Raw genomic sequence first — 19,305 nt, forward strand, 5'->3', positions numbered from 1 at the left:
TCAACTCCTTTATATAAACTCTTCTTCCAGCTCGGCAATGGCCTCTGCCAGTTGAATCAAGCGTTGTGCGGCTTTGATATGGTGGTGTTCGACCAGCTTGTCATTCACCACTACCGTGCCGCGCCCACCCTCGTTGGCTTCTTTGAGGGCTTTGATAATCAGCCGCGCATGTTCGACTTCTGCGCGTTGCGGCGTATACGCGTCATTGCAATAAGCAATTTGCGCCGGATGCACCAGCGATTTGCCATCCATGCCGATGTCTCGGCCTATGCGACAGGCATATTCAAACGAATGCATGTTTTTGAAATCTGAAGTAATACCATCAATCACGCCTTTGCCGTAAGCGCGGGCTGCCAGCACCACCAGTGATAATGAGGTCAGGATGGCTGAGCGTTCGTGCGTCACACGTGCGTGCAGTTGTGAAATCAGGTCTGAGGTTGCCATCACCATACAGATGACGCGGTCTGAGGCTGCGGCAATTTCCTTGGCATTCAATACGGCCAGCGGGCTTTCTATCATGACCATCATGGGTACATTTTTGCCGCCAGCCTCATCTAGTAACTGCTGCGCCTGCAATACATCTTCGCGCGACTCAATGTTAGGGAACAAAATGGCATCTGCACCAATATTAGCCACTGCTTGAATGTCGTCATGGCCCCAGATGGAGTGTAAGTCATTGACGCGCACCACGACTTCTCTTTTGCCGTAGCCACCTTGCTGCACCGCATTCACCACGTTGTGGCGTGATTGAATTTTGGCATCGACCAGAATAGGGTCGCCCAGGTCCAGAATGACAGAGTCTGCCGCGAGTGAGCGTGCACGTTCCAGGTAATGTTGATTACAGCCAGGAACATATAGCATCGAGCGTCTGGGTCTGAGTGCATATGACATGGGTTTTCCTTTGTTACGGCAAGAAATTAGATTCATTATTCATGAATAAAAAAACTGTGTCAACAAATATCTTATGTCTTATATAAGATATAAAATAGTGGACAATAAAAAAGCGCTGTGATATAAATTAAAAACCTTGTTTCAGGTGCAATTGATGGTGCCAATCATGAATGGAGTCGAATCTATGGATAAGCAGTTAGGGTCGCCGAGTTACCGGCCGCTGTATGACCAAATTAAAGTGCTGATCACGCAAAGCCTGATCGGCGGGGAGTGGCGCCCCGGAGATATGATTCCCAGCGAAATTGACCTGGCGCAGCGGTTTAAAGTCAGTCAGGGCACTGTGCGCAAGGCGATTGATAGCCTGGCGACAGAAAACATCCTGATTCGGCGCCAGGGCAAAGGTACTTTTGTTGCTACGCACAATCAGGATGACGTCAAGCTGCGTTTCTTGCGTCTGACCGCAGAAAATGGCCAGAAAGAAATGCTGCAGAATGAGTTTATCTCCTGCATTAAAGGTAAAGCCAGTGTGCATATCGGTAAGGTGCTGGAAATGAAGGCTGGCGCAACCACCATAGATGTGAAGCGTTTGCTGACGTTCTCGGGTCGCCCTCTGATTTATGACCACATTATTGTGCCTGCCGCACCATTTAAAGGATTGAACCGCGCCAAGGTAGAAGAGAGTAATGGCTCCATGTATAGCATGTATGAATCACAGTTTGGTGTGCGCATGATCCGGGCGGAAGAGCGTATTAAAGCAGTGGCGGCGGATGCGGAAGTGGCCAAGGCTTTGGGCTTGAAAGAAGGGTATCCGCTGCTGAGTATAGAGCGCGTGTCATTTACTTATGGCGATAAGCCGATGGAGTGGCGTTTGGGTTTGTGTCTGACTGACGATCACCACTACATGAGCGAATTAGAATGATTGAAAAATCTTCATCAGCGGCGTTGGACTGCGCTTGCCGTGCCATATGCACTGTCTGCGCTTGTCCGCCTTGCTGCTGAAGTTTTTGAATCATTCAAAAGAATAGAAAACCCAAGGAGAAGTCATGGACGATTTAAAGCAACGCGCGCTGGATTACCACCAGTTTCCCAAGCCAGGGAAGCTGAGCGTGGAGTCGTCCAAGCCTTGTGCCACGCAGCAGGATTTATCATTGGCCTATACGCCCGGTGTGGCCGAGCCTGTGCGTGAAATCGAGGCAGATCCGGCCAATGCCTATAAGTACACCAATAAGGGTAATTTGGTGGCAGTGATTACCGATGGCACTGCGGTGCTGGGTTTAGGCAATGTGGGGGCGCTGGCAGGCAAGCCAGTGATGGAAGGCAAGGGCGTGTTGTTCAAGCGCTTTGCGGATATTGACGTGTTTGATATTGAAGTCAATGCCGCGACGCCGGACGAGTTTATCCAGACTGTGGTGAATATTGCGCCGACGTTTGGCGGCATCAATCTTGAAGATATTGCTGCGCCGCACTGTTTTTATATTGAAAATGAATTAAAGAAACGCCTGGATATCCCGGTATTTCATGATGATCAGCATGGCACGGCCGTGATTGTGGCGGCCGCTTTGTTGAATGCGCTTGATCTCCAAGGCAAAACGTTGCCCCGCGCCAAAATTGTGTTTTTAGGCGCGGGTGCAGCGGGTTGTTCCTGTGCCAAGCTGCTCAAGTTAATGGGTGCCACCAACATCACCATGGTCGATCGCAAAGGGGTGCTCGATCACAGCCGCGACGATTTACATGATAACAACCGCGAGTTGGCAATTGAGGTTGGCAATATCAAAACGCTGGCAGATGCCATGCAAGGGGCGGATGTATTTATTGGCGTCTCGGCTAAAAATGGTTTGCCACCAGAACTGGTGCCACTGATGGCCGCGAGCCCGGTTATTTTTGCCCTGGCCAATCCTGATCCTGAAATCCTGCCCAGCCAGGTATTTGCCTTGCGTGATGACGTGATTATGGCGACTGGCCGCAGTGATTTCCCTAACCAGGTCAATAATGCCTTGTGTTTTCCTTACTTGTTCCGTGGTGCACTGGACGCACAGGCAAAACAGATTACCGAGCAGATGAAAGTGGCTGCTGCCAAAGCGCTGAGCCAGTTGGCACGTGAGCCTGTGCCACCACAAGTACTGGAGGCCTATCAGTTACAGTCTTTGTCGTTTGGTAAAGACTACATTATCCCCAAACCATTTGATCCACGCTTGATGGAATACGTGGCCGGTGCCGTGGCGCGTGCGGCTAATGCAGGTGAGTAAGAGTTATTCAGCATGATTGTAAAGAAGCAAAAAAAACAGCGCCCGAAGAATCTGGATTTATTCACGATCCGCCTGCCGGTGAATGCGGTGGTGTCGATTCTGCACCGCGCCAGCGGCGTGGTGCTGTTTCTGATCCAGCCGCTGTTGTTATGGACCTTGTATTTATCCTTGTCCAGTGCGCAAGGCTATGCCGCCGTGGCTAAGCAATTCCAGCAATGGCCTGTGAAGTTGCTAGTCACCGCCTTGGCCTGTGCTTTCTTCCATCATTTTTATGCGGGCATCCGTCATTTGGCCATGGATGTGCACTGGATGACAACGTTACAAAAGGCACGCTTTTCCAGCCGGGTGGTGTTGTGGCTGGTGGCAGTCACCATGGTGTTTGTGATCTGGGCGATTTGGGTGAGAGGCTAGCATGTTGTTTGAGTTACTGACGGCCAAATACCCAGGCATGCGCCGCTGGCTGACACAGCGCTTATGTGCACTGTCGATGGCGGTTGTCCTGCTACTGCTGTGGTTACGAGTGATGTGCTTGTCGCCACAGAATTACAGTGAATGGCAGGCTTTGTTTGCACCGCTGTGGTGGCGTCTGCTCTCGGTGTGGTTTTTTGCCTGCATGCTGTTGCATGCCTGGTTAGGCGTACGTGATGTGTTGCGCGATTATGTGCCGCATTTAGGTATCCGGGCCGTGCTGCAATGGCTGGTGAATTTCGCAGTATGGGGCAATGCCATAGCGGTGATATGGATTTTATTTGGAATGAATTTTTAAGGTGAGTGGCATGGCTGGTGTAACTAATATGACAGGTGCAAGCAATATCCAGCATCATCAGGTGGATGCCGTCATTATTGGCGGCGGCGGTGCCGGCTTGCGTGCCGCGCTGCAACTGGCTGAGTCGGGCGCAGATGTTGCTGTCCTGTCCAAAGTGTTTCCGACGCGCTCACATACGGTGGCGGCGCAAGGTGGTATTGCGGCAGCGCTGGGTAATGTGTCTGATGATAACTGGTTGTGGCATATGTACGACACCATCAAGGGGTCGGACTACCTCGGGGACCAGGATGCGATTGAGTTTATGTGCCGCAATGCAGCCAAAGCCATTATCGAGCTGGAGCACTTTGGTATGCCGTTTGACCGTCTGGAAAACGGTCGTATTTTTCAGCGCCCATTTGGCGGCATGACGCGCAATTTTGGCGAAAAACCGATTTCACGCACCTGTGCTGTGGCGGACCGTACTGGACATGCCATGTTGCACACGCTGTATCAGCGCAACGTGCAAGCCAATACCCAATTTCTGATCGAGTGGTTTGCATTGGACCTGATCCGCAATGCGGACGGCGATGTGCTGGGGGTGATCGCCCTGGAAATTGAAACCGGTGATATTCATGTCATCCATGCCAAGGCCACGATGTTGGCGACGGGTGGCGGTGGCCGTATTTTCCAGGCCAGTACCAATGCTTATATCAATACTGGTGATGGTTTAGGCATGGCGGCCCGCGCAGGCTTGCCACTGCAGGATATGGAGTTCTGGCAGTTTCACCCGACCGGTGTATTGAATGCCGGTGTGCTGATTACTGAAGGCGTGCGTGGTGAGGGCGGTTACCTCGTAAATAGTGAAGGCGAACGCTTTATGGAGCGTTATGCGCCCAGCGCCAAAGATCTGGCCAGCCGCGACGTAGTGTCGCGTGCCATGGCGACTGAGATTAAAGAAGGCCGCGGCATCGGCAAACATAAAGATGCGGTGTTCCTGAAGCTGGATCATTTAGGCGAAGACATTATCAGCAAGCGTTTGCCTGGCATCCGCGAAATCGCTAAAACCTTTGCCGGGGTTGATCCTACCAATCATCCTATTCCGGTGGTGCCGACTGCGCATTACATGATGGGCGGTATTCCAACCAACCTCGATGGTCAGGTGGTCGTGCACGATGGCCAGTCAGAGCGCGTGGTGAATGGTTTGTATGCGGTGGGGGAGTGCGCCTGTGTGTCTGTGCACGGGGCCAATCGTTTGGGCTCGAACTCTTTGCTCGACCTGGTGGTATTCGGGAAAGCCGCGGGTGACAAAATGGCAACCGATATTGCAAGCAGCAAAGCGCATAAACCATTACCAGCGCATGTTGCTGATCCCACGCTGGCACGTGTAAACCGGCTGGAAAGTGATGGTCACGGTGAGAGAGTGGCCGAGGTTGGTCTGACCATGCGCCAAACCATGCAAAAGCACTGCGGTGTGTTCCGCTTCCCCGAGTTACTGGAGGAGGGCGTCAGTGCGATTCAGCAAGTCGCCCAACAAGCACAGCACTTAAGAATTACCGACAAAAGCAAAGTCTTTAATACCGCGCGCGTCGAAGCGTTGGAATTGGATAACCTGATGCAAGTGGCACTGGCCACCATGCAAGCCGCGCATGCCCGTCAGGAGAGCCGTGGTGCCCATGCACGTGAAGATTATCCTGATCGTGACGATGCCAACTGGCTCAGTCATTCGCTGTATTTTGCCCACGAGCAAAAACTGGCTTACAAGCCAGTGCGCCTGCAACCATTGACCGTAGAAACATTTGAGTTAAAGAAAAGGGTGTATTGATATGCGTTTCTCTATCTACCGCTTTAACCCGGACGTAGACAAAAAACCCTATATGCAGGATTACGACGTCACGCTGGAAGACAGCGACCAGATGCTGCTGGATGCCTTGATGAGGATTAAAGAACTGGATGAGTCGCTGAGCATGCGCAAATCCTGCCGTGAAGGCGTGTGCGGCAGTGATGCCATGAACATTAATGGTAAAAATGGTTTGGCCTGTATCACCAAACTCAGTGAGTTACAGGAGCCTGTGGTATTGCGCCCCATGCCTGGTTTGCCGGTGATTCGCGACCTGGTCGTCGATATGACGCAGTTTTTTGATAACTACCACTCGGTGATGCCCTATTTGCAAAACCATGATACGCCGCCAGATACCGAACGCCTGCAAAGCCCGGAAGACCGTGCCAAGCTGGATGGTTTGTATGAATGTATTTTGTGCGGCGCCTGTACCACCTCCTGCCCGAGCTTTTGGTGGAATCCAGACAAGTTTGTCGGCCCGGCTGGCCTGATGCAGGCCTATCGCTTTATTGCTGATAGCCGCGACCAGGAACAGGATGCACGACTGGAAAACCTGGAAGATCCATATCGTTTGTATCGCTGCCACAACATTATGAACTGTACTGATGTGTGCCCGAAAAAACTCAATCCGAATGCGGCGATTGCGGCGATTAAAGACCTCAAGATTGAAAAGGCCAAAGCGCATAACGAAGCCAAGTCTGGCAAAAAAGGGCCCGGCAAGAAGATCTTTGGTATCAAGGTGTTATAGGAGCGACGTATGTTGAATGCTGAGATTTTACGGGAAGCAGAGCAGCGGCGCCTGGCCTGGCGTTGCCGCCGTGGCATGCTGGAGCTGGATATTGTGTTGCAACGTTTTGTCAGCGAACACTTTAGCGGGCTGACTCTGGCGGAAATGGAGCAATTGGATGCCTTGCTTGAGCTACCGGACAACGTGTTCTGGGATTTGATCCAGGGCCTGAATCCGCAACCTGCGGCAACACAGGTCGCTGCCATCCTTGAAAAATTAAGAGCAAGCCGGCCCACGGCAGAACAGGAAACCGCATGAGTCAGCACATGGGAGAAGAGCCAATTGCACTGGATGCCAGCGCATTGGGAGATTACTGGCCAGGGATACAGTTGTATTACCCACCGGTGAAATATGCGCCCAGCCTGGGCATTTATGAGGACATGGAGCAGGCGGCCAACCGCATGGTCAAACATGCGCATTTCACCAATGCGCATACGCTGATTTTTGACCTGGAAGATGGCTGTAGGCAGAAGGAAATGAGCCGTACCTTGCTGCGCCAGGAGTTGCCCAAGCTGCGTAAGGTGAATGAACGCGTGACCATTGCCATCCGTGCCAACTCTTTCCGTACCGACGAGTACGAAGAGGATATGAAGCTGGTGCGCGACATGGGCGAGTATATCGATGTTGTCATGCTGGCCAAGGCCGGTGAGTCCTACGGTGCGGCTGAGGTGCGTGATCTGTCCAGCTTTTTGCTCAGTATCAATCCGCATATCACCATACAGCCGATTATCGAGCACCCGAAGTCGCTCAAAATTGCGCCGGAGTTGATGCAATACGACACGGTTAAACACGTGGTGTTTGGTATTCATGACTTCTCCAAAGCGCTGGGCATACATATCACGCCCGAGCACTGGATTGAAGAGTTGTTTTACTTTATCAACCAGTTGATTTTTGAAGCCAGGATCGCCGGTAAAGGCGTGATTGGCGGCGTGGAAACCCTGATTGGCAGCAACATCATGCCGGACAAATTCGTCGAGCCACATGATGTACGCCGCTGGCTGGATTTGCATGGCGATAATGAGTCGCGTGTGGTGTACAAGCACGCCTGCCAGGAGGCTGCCATGGGGCTGACCGGCAAGCAGGTGATTCACCCCGGCCATATTCATTTGTGCAAAACCGCATACACCCCGTCACCGACTGAAATCAACCAGAAAGTGGCGATTTTGAAAGCGGCGATTGAAGCGGATGCCTTGCTCGGTGGGGCGATCAAGTTTGAGGGTGAAATGCTGGATCCCCCCATGTTTGGTAAAGCCTTGCAGACGCTGTTGCGCGCACATGCCTTGCGTACCTTGAAAGTGAGCGACATGGAGTTTGCATTGCATGTATTGCAGTTGATGCCGGCGCAAGTAGTGCGACAAAACTGGCCCTACGGCATTTTGTTATAGATCAATGACTGCGCGGGCGAATCACTGCGTTGCGCGGTACTCGAAATCCTCATGTACTTTAAGTACATTCCGGTTTCTGTGTTCCGTGCGTCTTGTGCTTCATCCCGCTCGCGTATTGATACGCGTATTGAAAGATTTAAAAAAAGCATTTTCAAAAGAAATGCAAAATCAGCATCGCATAAACCATGCATGCACAGAGCGAATGGAAAGGTTTGAACATGACACAGTTGGCCCCTTATCCACAATGGCAATGGGAAATCCCTGAATTTTTCAATATCGGGGTGGCGTGTAGTGATCGCCACTTGGGCACGCCAAAAGCCGATGAAATTGCCATGATTGTGGAAGATGACACCTTTGGCACCAGTACCATCACCTTTGCCGAACTCGCGGCCAGGACAGATCGTTTTGCCCAGGTGTTGCGTGAGCTGGGTGTGCTGCCGGGTGACCGTGTCCTGATTCGTTTACCTAACAGCCTGGATTATCCGACTGCTTTTTTAGGCACGATGAAAATCGGTGCGATTTCGGTGCCGACTTCAACATTGTTGACTGCGGAAGAGGTGGCTTACCTGTCCAAGGATTCAGGTGCCGTGGTGCTTGTTACCGATGCCGCTGCCTGGGCGGGGATGTCTGCCAAGATGCAGCAGAATATCTCGCAAACGCCTAATCTGAGACACATTGTATTGACACAATTGCAAGGCGAGGTTGAAGATTCAACGGTGTTTAACGTATTGTCACTGGAAGCTGCATTAGCTACTGTGCAGCAGCTTGCGCCTGCGTATGCCACGCGTGGTGAAGATGCTGCCTACCTGGTCTATACCTCCGGTACGACCGGCTATCCCAAAGGTGTATTACATGCGCACCGCGCGTTGCTGGGTCGCCAAACGGCTGCGCAATACTGGTTTAACTATAGCGACACTGCCCAGGACCGTATCATGCATTCCGGCAAGTTTAACTGGACCTATGTGCTGGGTACTGGCCTGATGGATCCCTTGTACCTGGGTAAAACGGTGATTGTGCATGAAGGTAAAAACGATGCGCAAAAATGGCTGGAGTTGATTGCGAAACATGGGGCGACCATTTTTATCGGTGTGCCAACGATTTACCGGCAGTTGTTACAAAAAACCAAGGCTACCCAAGCAGATATTCCCAGCGTGCGTCATTTTATGAGTGCCGGTGAGCATTTGTCAGACGAAGTGCTGACGCAATGGCGTGAACGATTTGGCTTGGATATTTATGAAGCCGTGGGCATGAGTGAGTTTTCTTACTATCTGTCGCAAAGCGTTTTTCGGCCCATTCGTGCCGGTTCGGCGGGCTTTCCACAACCTGGTCATGCTATTGAGTTACTGAACCCTGAAACACTTGAGCCAGTGGCAGAGGGTGAGGAGGGGATGATTTGCGTCCCTGATACCGACCCTGGCTTGTTTCTTAATTACTGGAACCTGCCCGAAGAAACCGCCAAATATAAACACGATGGCTATTTCTTTACCGGCGACTATGCCAAATACGATGCAGATGGCTATATCTGGTTCCTGGGCCGCAAGGATGACATTATCAAGAGTTTTGGCTATCGCGTGTCGCCGTATGAGATTGAGCGCGTGTATAAAGGCCACCCAGCCGTGGCAGATTGTGCGGCTGTGGGCGAAGAGCTTGAAAAAGACAAATTGCTGGTGGTGATTTATGTCATCCCCAAACCGGATGCCGAGATTGCGCCGGAAGAACTGATGGCGTTTGGCAAACAGCATTTGGCCGCTTACAAGGCGCCTAAAACTGTGTATCTGGCCAAAGAGTTTCCACGCACCAAAAATGGTAAAATCTTGCGTAAAGATGTAAGCCCCGCCATTGCCTATTTAAAAAGCAATGCCCGCTGAAAGATGCCGCGTTAAAGAACACACAATGGCCCTGATTAAAACCCAAGACTTTATCGAGAGTGTTGCTGATGCCTTGCAATACATCTCTTACTACCATCCGGAAGACTATATCCAGGCGTTGGCGGCTGCCTATGAAAAAGAAGCTTCTCCTGCCGCCAAGGATGCCATTGCTCAAATTCTGACCAATTCGCGTATGTGCGCGGAAGGCAAGCGCCCCTTGTGCCAGGATACCGGCATTGTGGTGGCCTTTATCAAGGTAGGCATGCAGGTGCGTTTTGAAGGCGATATGACGCTGGAAGAGATGGTCAATGAAGGCGTACGCCGCGCTTACCTGCATCCAGACAATATGCTGCGAGCCTCTATTGTGAACGACCCGGCAGGGGCACGTAAAAATACGCGCGATAATACGCCAGCCATTACCCATGTTGAGATGGTGGCCGGGGATACCGTCGATATCCAGATTGCGGCTAAAGGTGGCGGTTCTGAGAATAAATCCAAACTGGCAATGCTGAATCCTAATGAAAGCATCGTCGACTGGGTGTTGGAAGTCGTACCAGAGATGGGCGCGGGCTGGTGCCCGCCCGGCATGCTGGGCATAGGTATAGGTGGTAGCGCGGAAAAAGCCATGCTGCTGGCCAAAGAGTCGCTGATGGCGCCGATTGATATTCAGGAGTTGCAGGCACGTGGCGCGCAAAATCGCATTGAAGAACTGCGGCTGGAGCTATATGAAAAGGTCAATCAATTAGGCATTGGGGCGCAAGGCCTGGGCGGCCTGACCACCGTGCTCGACGTGAAAATCCTGGATTATCCGACGCATGCAGCCAGTCTGCCGGTGGCGATTATTCCTAATTGCGCGGCAACGCGCCACGTGCACTTTACGCTGGATGGTTCCGGCGTAGCTGAACTGACACCACCGAATCCTGATGTGTATCCTGACGTGCATTGGGCGCCGAGCCCACAAGCCAAACGCGTGAACCTGGAAACCGTCACGCGTGCAGAAACACAAACCTGGAAAACCGGTGATACCTTGCTGTTGACTGGCAAAATACTGACCGGGCGTGATGCTGCGCACAAACGCATACAAACCATGCTGGCCAAGGGTGAGCCGCTGCCGGTTGATTTCACCAACAAGTTTATTTACTACGTCGGCCCGGTAGATGCGGTGCGCGATGAGGCCGTTGGTCCAGCAGGCCCAACGACAGCAACGCGTATGGATAGCTATACCGATATGATGCTGAACACTGGTTTGCTGGGCTCTATCGGTAAAGCCGAACGGGGTGAAGAAGCCTTGGTCGAGATTGCCAAGCACAAATCGGTCTACCTGATGGCGGTAGGTGGCGCGGCTTATCTGGTGAGCAAGGCGATTAAAAAGTCACGTGTATTGGCTTTTGAGGAATTAGGTATGGAAGCCATCTATGAGTTTGAAGTGGTGGATATGCCAGTGACGGTGGCGGTGAGTGCAGATGGGGAGTCTGTGCACCAGACCGGGCCGGCACAATGGAAAAAAACCATTGCTTTACACGCGGTGTAAATAGCGGGCCTGCAATGTGAGCGACATCACTGAGGCCGGGCACGAATTGGGGAAATATACGTCATACTACTAAGCGTCATTATGGAGTGAGTATGATAAAAATAAACACTGGGGTAATTTGGTTCACAGCCGGGTTGGCAGTAGGTATTAGTTTGCCTGCGCATGCCGAATCCGCCCTGGAGTATTTTACCGATAGCACTGGCCGTTATAGCGGGCCAACGCTGGAAGACCAGGTGGCATTGATGGATAGCGATCACAACGGTTTTGCCGATGTGTTTGAAGTGCGTGCCTACCTGGAAAAACAGCACGGCAAGGGTTATCAAAAAGAATTACTGGATAAATGGGAATCGTCTGCTTACGGAAAAAGTTGCAGTACGCCATTTGCCAAAGAGTTATATGGAGACAGTAACCGCTGACAAGATAACGGTGACATGGAGCAGTGTTGTTTTGTTGCTGTTGGCGGCGGTCATTTTGATCAATTGCCGGAATGTTACAAGCAGTTAACATTCTGGTGAATGGACTGGATTATAATCAAGCGAGAAGAATCCTCGCGGCCTGTGGTTAACACCAGCCCATTCCCCGACTTTAGTTTTTTTGATAGAGCCTACATCATGTTACAAGCATACGAAACCCACGTAAAAGAGCGCGCTGCGCAAAACCTGCCTCCATTGCCCCTGAATGCGGAACAAGTCGCCGCATTGGTTGAACTGTTGAAAGCCCCGCCTGCGGGCCAAGAGGCTTTACTTGTCGATTTGCTACAAAACCGTATTCCGGCGGGGGTTGACCAGGCCGCTTATGTGAAAGCCGCTTTTCTGGCTGATATTGCCAACAGCAAGGCCAGTTCACCTTTGGTTAGCGCTGAAAAAGCGGTTGAATTGCTAGGTACCATGCTTGGTGGTTACAACGTACAGGCATTGGTCGCTTTGCTGGATACGCCGATGGCAGCCCATGCCGTGACAGCGCTGTCGACGACGATTTTGATGTTTGACGCGTTTCATGATGTCGACGCCAAGATGAAGGCGGGTAATGCGCATGCCAAAAAGCTGATTGAGTCCTGGGCAGCTGCCGAATGGTTCACCAGTAAACCTGCGCTGGCAGAAGCCATCAAAGTGGTCGTATTCAAGCTGGATGGCGAAACCAACACCGATGACCTGAGCCCGGCACAAGATGCCTGGAGCCGTCCGGATATTCCATTGCATGCGAAAGCCATGTTGATTAACCGCATGGCCGATGGTTTGACGACGATTGAAAGCCTGAAGCAGAAAGGCTTGCCATTAGCCTATGTCGGTGATGTGGTCGGTACCGGGTCTTCACGTAAATCGGCGATCAACTCTGTGCAGTGGTGGATGGGCGACGATATTCCGTTTATCCCTAACAAACGTACGGGCGGCGTGGTGATTGGCAACAAAATTGCGCCCATTTTCTTTAATACCGCTGAAGACTCCGGGTCTTTGCCGATTCAGTGTGATGTTTCCAAGCTGAACACGGGGGATGTCATTGTCATCAAGCCTTTTGAAGGTAAGGTCTTGTCAGAAGCCGGGGAAGTGCTGGCTACGTTTGAAATGAATCCAGTGACCCTGGCCGATGAAGTGCGTGCCGGTGGTCGTATTCCCCTGATTATTGGTCGCGGCCTGACTGCCAATGCACGTAAGGCATTGGGATTGGGCGACACGGATATCTTTATCAAATCTATCCCGGCGAAAGATACCGGTAAGGGTTACACGCTGGCGCAAAAAATGGTGGGTCGTGCCTGTGGTTTGCCTGAGGGATTTGGCGTGCGTCCAGGTACTTACTGTGAGCCCAAGGCGACGACGGTAGGCTCACAGGACACCACTGGCGGCATGACGCGTGACGAGTTGAAAGAGCTGGCTTGCCTGGGCTTTAGTGCCGACCTGGTGATGCAGAGTTTCTGCCATACGGCTGCGTACCCAAAACCAGTGGATATTAAATTGCAACATGAGTTGCCTGAGTTTATGTCTAGCCGTGGTGGTGTGAGCCTGCGTGCTGGTGACGGCGTGATCCATTCCTGGCTAAACCGCCTGGTGTTGCCGGATACGGTGGGTACAGGTGGTGACTCGCATACCCGCTTCCCGATTGGTATCAGTTTCCCGGCGGGCTCCGGATTGGTTGCATTTGCTGCGGCGACGGGCGCCATGCCGCTGGATATGCCAGAATCAGTCCTGGTACGTTTTAAAGGCGAAATGCAGCCTGGTATCACCTTACGTGACTTGGTCAACGCCATTCCTTATGCGGCGATCCAGGAGGGTACGCTGACGGTGGGCAAACAGGGCAAGAAAAACGTGTTTAACGGCCGTGTGCTAGAAATTGAAGGCCTGCCAGACCTGAAAGTCGAACAGGCGTTTGAGTTGGCGGATGCCTCAGCCGAGCGTTCTGCCAATGGTTGTACCGTGCTGTTGAACAAAGAGCCAGTGATTGAGTTCCTCAATTCCAATATCGTGCTGATGCAGAATATGATCGAGAATGGTTATGCCGATGCACGCACATTGGAACGTCGTATCGCCAGCATGAAAGCCTGGCTGGAAAAACCGGAACTGTTGCAGCCGGATGCGGATGCTGAGTATGCGCACGTGATTGAAATTGATCTTGCAGATATTAAAGAGCCGCTGGTCGCTTGCCCGAATGACCCGGATGATATCAAGCCATTGACCGCAGTGGTCGGTGACAAGATTGACGAAGTGTTTATCGGTAGCTGCATGACTAATATCGGCCATTACCGCGCGGCAGGTAAAGTGCTGGAAGGCGCGGGTGGTATTCCAACCCGTTTGTGGATTGCGCCACCTACTCGTATGGACGAGGCACAGCTGCGTGCCGAAGGCGTGTATTCAACTTTTGGCGTGGCAGGTGCGCGTACTGAAGTGCCAGGCTGCTCGCTGTGTATGGGTAACCAGGCGCGTGTGGCTGACAAGGCAACAGTATTCTCGACGTCCACACGCAACTTTGATAACCGTATGGGTAAAGATGCGCGCGTGTATCTGGGCTCTGCCGAGCTGGCAGCTGTGTGTGCCAAGCTGGGTCGCATGCCTACGGTGCAAGAATACCTTGACACCCTGGGTAGCAAACTGACCAATACAGCAGAGATTTACAAATACCTCAACTTTAACCAGATGACCCAATATGCAGGCTCTTTGGAGAATGTGAAGAAAGTCATTCCGATTCAAGAAACCGCCTAACAGTTGATGGTTTAAGACACAACAAAGGGAGCATTCGCTCCCTTTGTTGTTTTTAAGGCAGGACATATCCTTGCAACTGTAAAACCTGAGAGGCTCTCTCACCGCGACCTTCTGTTTTGATTATGATGTACTGGCTGACGTCAACGACTCGATGTACATGCACGTCAATACCACTGATTCAATTCAACAGATTTTTAATGTCCAAGGAGAAACTCATGAAACCGTTCGAACAAGGGTTGGTTAATTATCAACAACGTTTACTGTCACATGATTACGGTCAGGTATTTTGCCGTTTTGATGCAGAGCAACAGGCGTTATGGAGCTATATACATCAACCACAGCGCATTCCGTGCATCAATCATGAGTTACTCATGAACTTGCATCAGCACCATGCGGATATCCAGCGCAGTGGTGGTTATGTCCAGACTGACAGCGAGACAGTGCTGCCTATCCGTTACTCTGTGTTTGCGTCAGCCACACCCGGCTATTTCAATATGGGCGGTGACTTGCAGAAAATGGCTGCCGCTATCCGGTTGCAAGATCGAGCACAATTACAAGCCTATGCCAAGCTGAGTATTGATGTGGTTGCACAGCGCGCATTCCGTTTTCAGCTGGATCATGTGACCAAGATCTCGCTGCTACAAGGCGAGGTGCTAGGCGCTGGTATTGAGGCGGCGATGACCAGCGATGTGCTTATCGCTGAAAAACAATCCGTGTTCTGCTTTCCTGAGCTATTTTTCAACATGATTCCTGGCATGGGTGCTTACAGCTTTATTGCACGCAAGGCAGGCATGGCGGTGGCCGATAAAATGATTTTGGGTTGCGAGCGTTACACGGCTGAAGAATGCCTGCAAATGGGGCTGATTGACATCGTAGTCGAAGAGGGCGAGGGTGAGCAGGCCGTGCAAGACTTTATTCACAAAAACAATAAGCGCGCAGAAGGCTTTTTGTCTGCGCAAAAGGCCAAGGCCAGAATCAATCCTTTAACCTACGACGAGCTTAAGGATATTGTCGATGTATGGGTAGAAAATGCCTTACGCCTGACTGAGCGTGATCTCAAGGTGATGGATAGGTTTTATCGCGCGCAGTCACGTTTGTTCCCAAATGAAGCGCTTGCTAGTGAGGTTGCACCGCAACAGCCGCTGGTGTTACCAACAGATCATCATATCGCAGTGAATCAGTAGTGTGCAGCAGAGCAGGTGCCCGGCTATTTATGCGAGCGTTTGGATGAGAGCTTACTGCGATGTTGTTGCAGTTGCGTACGCGTCTCTTCATAACAATCCGCAACGGCCTGATAAAGGCCGGAAATAGTCTGGGCATCTTCCATGCTCAAGCTCAATAAACGGCGGCTGAGTTTACTGAGTGGGATCAAGCCCATGTTGGCAGATTCACCAGCCAGCTCATGCGCCAGTTTATGTACCTGCTCGAAATTTAAATCCAGGCTTGCCGTCCCGAGCGCGCGTAGCAAGACATCGGTCGAGTCAATAAACTCTGTGATGAGTTTGTGTAAAAACGCTTCACCGCCACCCAGTTTTAACAAGTGCGCCATACGGTCATCATCCAGCAATGGTTCAAGCGTTGGAATGATGTTGGCAATTTTAGGGATGGGTACAGACGTGGGTTTCCCGGTTCTCATCGGTGAGTGTGGTGACCGTGCGTCTACAAACGTGGGTTCGGCCGGTGTGACCGCTAATGGTACTTCAGGCGACGTGGCTTTAGGTTTTTTGCGTCTGACGGGCGCGACTTGCGCAACCTGTTCAGTTTCAATGGTGCTCGCAATGGCTTCAATCAGGCTTTGAATTTGCCTTGAGACCACTGGCTTGGTTAATACTTGATATACCCCAGCGCGCAAACAGCGGTCTTGTGTGGTTTTAGTCGCATCCGCCGTGAGGATCACGGTTCTGATCGGTTTGCTGCCAGGCAGGGCGTTGTGGATATTAAACACTTCAAGGCCATTCATCTCTGGCATGTTGTAGTCCAGAATCATCAAGTCAAACTGGTGATGTTCCAGCGCATCCAGTGCGGCATCACCATTGTCTACGGCTTTCACCACACAGTGCATTCTTTGCAGTGTTTCATTCAGAATCAAGCGGTTGACCACATTGTCATCAGCAATCAATACACGAATTTTCTTGCGGAATTTGGTGTGGCTGCTCAACGGGACCACATTTGACTGGCCATCCAGATTGATTTCGTTCACAGCTGGTGGTGCGGGTGCCACTGCATGTGTCAGCGGCAGGCTCACCACAAAGGTGGTGCCGACATTTTCCTGGCTGGCGACACTGATTTTACCGCCCATGACTTCGACCAGTTGCTTGGCAATAGAGGTGCCCAGGCCGGTGCCACCATAGCGTCGGGTGATACTGCTGTCCGCCTGGGTGAAACTATCAAAAATCAGCGGCAAAGCATCACTTTTAATGCCTATGCCGGTATCTCGAATACGGAAGCTGAGCTTACTCATGTCGGCATGGCCTTGTACGACGCTGACCACTACATCGACGCCACCATGCTGGGTGAATTTAATGGCATTGGCGATCAGGTTGGTTAATACCTGCTCAATGTGGTGCATGCTGCCGACATAGTGACGTTCGACAAGAGGATCCAGGTGAAATCTCAGCCACAATTGCTTGCGTTCGACTTCAATCTGGAACATCAGGTGCAAGCGCTGAATCAGGTCAGGCAGGAAGAAGGTGATCTCTTCCAGCTCGACTTTGCCTTTTTCGATTTTGCTAATATCCAGCACGTCATTGATCAGCTTTTTAAGGCTAGAGGCCGACGTGCCCACCATTTTAAGCAGTTCGGATTGTTTGCTATCTAGCTTGGTTTGCGCGATTAACTCACTGGCACCAATAATGCCGTTAAGTGGGGTACGCATTTCATGGCTGATATTCGACAGGAAATTGGTTTTCGCCTCACTGGCTTGACCAGCCTCTTTGGTCGCTTTTTCCAGGCTGACCAGCAAACGCAATGCATGCGGTGGAATCAATAACAGGGTCAGTAAAAAGCCGTAGGCTAAATGCTGGTGCTGGTTCCAGTAGGGATTTAAATACAGGGTAAGACTAAAGCCGATCAGGCTGAAGACGTAGCAGCCTTTAAAAAATTTGGTACCGTAGCGCAAGCCATAACCGATGATGAGCCAGAGGTAAATGCCGATAAATACGCCTGCCATGGCACCTGAGATCATTTGTTCAAGTGAGGTCGCCGTAATGTCCATCACCATCGCTGTCCACTGGCGCTTTTCATTTTTTTGTGGATTCTGCAGGATGTTATACAACATCAAAAAGCCCAGGCACAAATAAATCAGGCAAAGTAATACGGGCTCGAAGCTGCTGTGATTGACGAGGAGATAGAGCGTGATAAAGCTGACGAAAGCAACACGGATAAGAGCCTGCTCAGTTTCATAACTGATAGACTTTATTTCTGTCACTTTCTGCTTTAACTGTCTAACGAAATCTCGCATGCTTAATCATGTTTCAGGGTTATACGCTTACTCGATACTTGCGCAGGGAAAATCTAATCTTTAATTGAAAATCTAACCTATATTGATAGTTAACGGACTTTTCTTAAGATAACTTAAATTTTAGCAGGCTCGATTTGATTATCAAAGAAAGTTTACTTTTCACAACGCAAAATAATAGTGTGGTTGACGGCATCTGTGATAAAAATGCCGATATTCTTGCCTTATTAACGATTTATCTGCATGACGACCCCTATTGATACAGAGCAACCCTCGAGATTGTCGCGCTGGCTGGCGCGTAGCCGCATGATATTGCCGATTTCCTTTTTTGTCGGTGGTTTTGCCTGGGATGCCATTACCATCGGCAAAAAAGTGGCGCTGTCCGATATGGCGATCTTTGCCGGCTACTTGTTACTGGCAGCGTTGCTCATGTACCAGTTGGCCGAACCTTCCTCTTCCGTCAGGCGACTGGGGGAGCGCTTGTTACGTTGGCAATGGTTGCAAAACAGGGTTTCTAGCTGGCCAGTACAAGATTGGCCCTACTGGATATTGCAGTTTTTGTTTGGCAGCCTGCTCAGTGCCTTGTTCATTCTCTATTTTAAAAGTTCCAGCTATGGCCTGGCATGGGTCATCACCTTGGTATTGGGCGTATTGCTAGTGGCCAATGAGTTTATGGAGGGCGAATACAGGCGCTTAAGTTTGTGCTGGAGCATGTTTGGCCTGTGTACCATTTTGTGGTGCAACTTTGCTTTTCCGTTTTTGTTTGGCAGTGTGCATGCGGCCTGGTTCTATTTGAGCACGGTGTTGGGTGCTACGGTCACCTATGTCTTATACCAGCGTGCACCACATCATGCAGGCCGTATCTGGCCGGTGTGGGTGATAGCAGGGTTGTTGATGCTCGCCTACCGTGCAGACATGATTCCGCCGGTGCCGCTGGTCAAGCAAGCGGTTGTGGTGGCTTATGACCTGGAAAAGTCACCGGAAGGTTACTGGATGACTGTTGAGAAATCGCCCTGGTGGCAGTTCTGGCGCGTGGACAGAGACCATTTTTACCTGCAACCCGGGCAAAAGCTGGTGTGTTTTTCGGCGGTGTTTGCGCCACAAGGCCTACAGACCAAACTGTTGCATGACTGGCAGAAGAAAGTGAAAGGGGAGTGGGTCAGTGTCTCCATGCCTGGCTTCTCGCTCACTGGTGGCCGCGATAGCGGCTACCGCGGCTATACCTATAAAACAAATCTGACCGCAGGCGAGTGGCGGGTACGTATCCAGACCGCTACCCGGCAAACGATTGCTGTGAGCGCATTTAATGTTTCTGTGAGCACGACTTTAGATCCGCAACATCGGACACGTATCCGCTACTAATGCCT

The 19,305-nt window shown here is 51.2% G+C and carries 16 protein-coding genes; 14 read left to right on the forward strand and 2 right to left on the reverse strand.

The features are described from left to right. Positions 1-9: 9 nt before the first annotated feature. Positions 10-891 carry a CoA ester lyase gene (locus OH31_RS12925; protein WP_024931054.1) on the reverse strand — a complete coding sequence of 294 codons (882 nt, stop codon included), beginning with the start codon at positions 889-891 and terminating at the stop codon, positions 10-12. A gap of 184 nt (positions 892-1,075) precedes the next feature. Between OH31_RS12925 and OH31_RS12930 the strand changes: the two genes are divergently transcribed. The 13 genes from OH31_RS12930 (at position 1,076) to OH31_RS12990 (ending at position 15,665) form a co-directional block, all read left to right on the forward strand. Continuing rightward, positions 1,076-1,810, forward strand: a complete 735-nt coding sequence (locus tag OH31_RS12930; RefSeq protein ID WP_019882589.1) for a GntR family transcriptional regulator — start codon at positions 1,076-1,078, stop codon at positions 1,808-1,810. A 124-nt stretch (positions 1,811-1,934) separates the two neighbouring features. After that, a complete protein-coding gene (locus tag OH31_RS12935) occupies positions 1,935-3,137 on the forward strand; it encodes a malic enzyme-like NAD(P)-binding protein (RefSeq protein WP_024931055.1) in 1,203 nt (400 codons plus the stop codon). Between the two features lie 12 nt (positions 3,138-3,149). After that, a complete protein-coding gene (gene sdhC / locus OH31_RS12940) occupies positions 3,150-3,548 on the forward strand; it encodes a succinate dehydrogenase, cytochrome b556 subunit (RefSeq protein ID WP_024931056.1) in 399 nt (132 codons plus the stop codon). Between the two features lies 1 nt (position 3,549). Beyond that, positions 3,550-3,903, forward strand: a complete 354-nt coding sequence (gene sdhD / locus OH31_RS12945) for a succinate dehydrogenase, hydrophobic membrane anchor protein (RefSeq protein ID WP_024931057.1) — start codon at positions 3,550-3,552, stop codon at positions 3,901-3,903. Positions 3,904-3,913: 10 nt separating this feature from the next. Next, on the forward strand, positions 3,914-5,704 hold the full coding sequence (gene sdhA / locus OH31_RS12950) for a succinate dehydrogenase flavoprotein subunit (RefSeq protein WP_024931058.1): 1,791 nt from the start codon (positions 3,914-3,916) through the stop codon (positions 5,702-5,704). Position 5,705: 1 nt separating this feature from the next. After that, positions 5,706-6,467 (forward strand): succinate dehydrogenase iron-sulfur subunit, encoded by a 762-nt coding sequence (locus tag OH31_RS12955; RefSeq protein WP_024931059.1) that lies wholly within the window; start codon positions 5,706-5,708, stop codon positions 6,465-6,467. 9 nt (positions 6,468-6,476) lie between these two features. Then, complete coding sequence (locus OH31_RS12960; RefSeq protein ID WP_024931060.1) at positions 6,477-6,764, forward strand: succinate dehydrogenase assembly factor 2; 288 nt, start codon at positions 6,477-6,479, stop codon at positions 6,762-6,764. Then, on the forward strand, positions 6,761-7,891 hold the full coding sequence (locus OH31_RS12965; protein ID WP_019882582.1) for a CoA ester lyase: 1,131 nt from the start codon (positions 6,761-6,763) through the stop codon (positions 7,889-7,891). The genes OH31_RS12960 and OH31_RS12965 overlap by 4 nt, the downstream gene beginning before the upstream one ends. 218 nt (positions 7,892-8,109) lie before the next feature. Continuing rightward, positions 8,110-9,759: an acyl-CoA synthetase gene (locus OH31_RS12970; protein WP_024931061.1), complete on the forward strand. Its 1,650-nt coding sequence runs from the start codon at positions 8,110-8,112 to the stop codon at positions 9,757-9,759. A gap of 25 nt (positions 9,760-9,784) precedes the next feature. Beyond that, positions 9,785-11,290 (forward strand): fumarate hydratase, encoded by a 1,506-nt coding sequence (locus tag OH31_RS12975; protein WP_024931062.1) that lies wholly within the window; start codon positions 9,785-9,787, stop codon positions 11,288-11,290. Between the two features lie 92 nt (positions 11,291-11,382). Beyond that, positions 11,383-11,706 (forward strand): hypothetical protein, encoded by a 324-nt coding sequence (locus tag OH31_RS12980; RefSeq protein ID WP_024931063.1) that lies wholly within the window; start codon positions 11,383-11,385, stop codon positions 11,704-11,706. Positions 11,707-11,901: 195 nt separating this feature from the next. Then, positions 11,902-14,481 (forward strand): bifunctional aconitate hydratase 2/2-methylisocitrate dehydratase, encoded by a 2,580-nt coding sequence (gene acnB / locus OH31_RS12985; RefSeq protein WP_024931064.1) that lies wholly within the window; start codon positions 11,902-11,904, stop codon positions 14,479-14,481. Between the two features lie 215 nt (positions 14,482-14,696). Further along, the gene (locus tag OH31_RS12990; RefSeq protein ID WP_019882577.1) at positions 14,697-15,665 is read left to right on the forward strand and encodes a crotonase/enoyl-CoA hydratase family protein; all 969 of its coding nucleotides are present in this window, start codon (positions 14,697-14,699) and stop codon (positions 15,663-15,665) included. A gap of 23 nt (positions 15,666-15,688) precedes the next feature. Here the strand turns inward: OH31_RS12990 and OH31_RS12995 are convergent, their stop codons facing one another. After that, complete coding sequence (locus tag OH31_RS12995) at positions 15,689-17,941, reverse strand: ATP-binding protein (protein ID WP_024931065.1); 2,253 nt, start codon at positions 17,939-17,941, stop codon at positions 15,689-15,691. Between the two features lie 240 nt (positions 17,942-18,181). On the opposite strand from OH31_RS12995, the gene OH31_RS13005 reads away from it, so the two are divergent. Next, positions 18,182-19,300 carry a DUF2914 domain-containing protein gene (locus OH31_RS13005; protein WP_024931066.1) on the forward strand — a complete coding sequence of 373 codons (1,119 nt, stop codon included), beginning with the start codon at positions 18,182-18,184 and terminating at the stop codon, positions 19,298-19,300. Positions 19,301-19,305 lie beyond the last annotated feature (5 nt).

It is taken from the genome of Methylophilus sp. OH31 (assembly GCF_000576615.1).
Classification (GTDB): Bacteria; Pseudomonadota; Gammaproteobacteria; order Burkholderiales; family Methylophilaceae; genus Methylophilus.

What these genes read in the sequence shown, in the direction of transcription:
- sdhC (WP_024931056.1), top strand. Translation starts at nt 3,150, where the DNA reads ATGATTGTAAAGAAGCAAAAAAAACAGCGCCCGAAGAATCTGGATTTA.
- OH31_RS12965 (WP_019882582.1), top strand. Translation starts at nt 6,761, where the DNA reads ATGAGTCAGCACATGGGAGAAGAGCCAATTGCACTGGATGCCAGCGCA.
- sdhD (WP_024931057.1), top strand. Translation starts at nt 3,550, where the DNA reads ATGTTGTTTGAGTTACTGACGGCCAAATACCCAGGCATGCGCCGCTGG.
- OH31_RS12955 (WP_024931059.1), top strand. Translation starts at nt 5,706, where the DNA reads ATGCGTTTCTCTATCTACCGCTTTAACCCGGACGTAGACAAAAAACCC.
- sdhA (WP_024931058.1), top strand. Translation starts at nt 3,914, where the DNA reads ATGGCTGGTGTAACTAATATGACAGGTGCAAGCAATATCCAGCATCAT.
- OH31_RS12930 (WP_019882589.1), top strand. Translation starts at nt 1,076, where the DNA reads ATGGATAAGCAGTTAGGGTCGCCGAGTTACCGGCCGCTGTATGACCAA.
- OH31_RS12970 (WP_024931061.1), top strand. Translation starts at nt 8,110, where the DNA reads ATGACACAGTTGGCCCCTTATCCACAATGGCAATGGGAAATCCCTGAA.
- OH31_RS12975 (WP_024931062.1), top strand. Translation starts at nt 9,785, where the DNA reads ATGGCCCTGATTAAAACCCAAGACTTTATCGAGAGTGTTGCTGATGCC.
- OH31_RS12995 (WP_024931065.1), bottom strand. Translation starts at nt 17,941, where the DNA reads ATGCGAGATTTCGTTAGACAGTTAAAGCAGAAAGTGACAGAAATAAAG.
- acnB (WP_024931064.1), top strand. Translation starts at nt 11,902, where the DNA reads ATGTTACAAGCATACGAAACCCACGTAAAAGAGCGCGCTGCGCAAAAC.
- OH31_RS12960 (WP_024931060.1), top strand. Translation starts at nt 6,477, where the DNA reads ATGTTGAATGCTGAGATTTTACGGGAAGCAGAGCAGCGGCGCCTGGCC.
- OH31_RS12925 (WP_024931054.1), bottom strand. Translation starts at nt 891, where the DNA reads ATGTCATATGCACTCAGACCCAGACGCTCGATGCTATATGTTCCTGGC.
- OH31_RS12980 (WP_024931063.1), top strand. Translation starts at nt 11,383, where the DNA reads ATGATAAAAATAAACACTGGGGTAATTTGGTTCACAGCCGGGTTGGCA.
- OH31_RS12990 (WP_019882577.1), top strand. Translation starts at nt 14,697, where the DNA reads ATGAAACCGTTCGAACAAGGGTTGGTTAATTATCAACAACGTTTACTG.
- OH31_RS13005 (WP_024931066.1), top strand. Translation starts at nt 18,182, where the DNA reads ATGACGACCCCTATTGATACAGAGCAACCCTCGAGATTGTCGCGCTGG.
- OH31_RS12935 (WP_024931055.1), top strand. Translation starts at nt 1,935, where the DNA reads ATGGACGATTTAAAGCAACGCGCGCTGGATTACCACCAGTTTCCCAAG.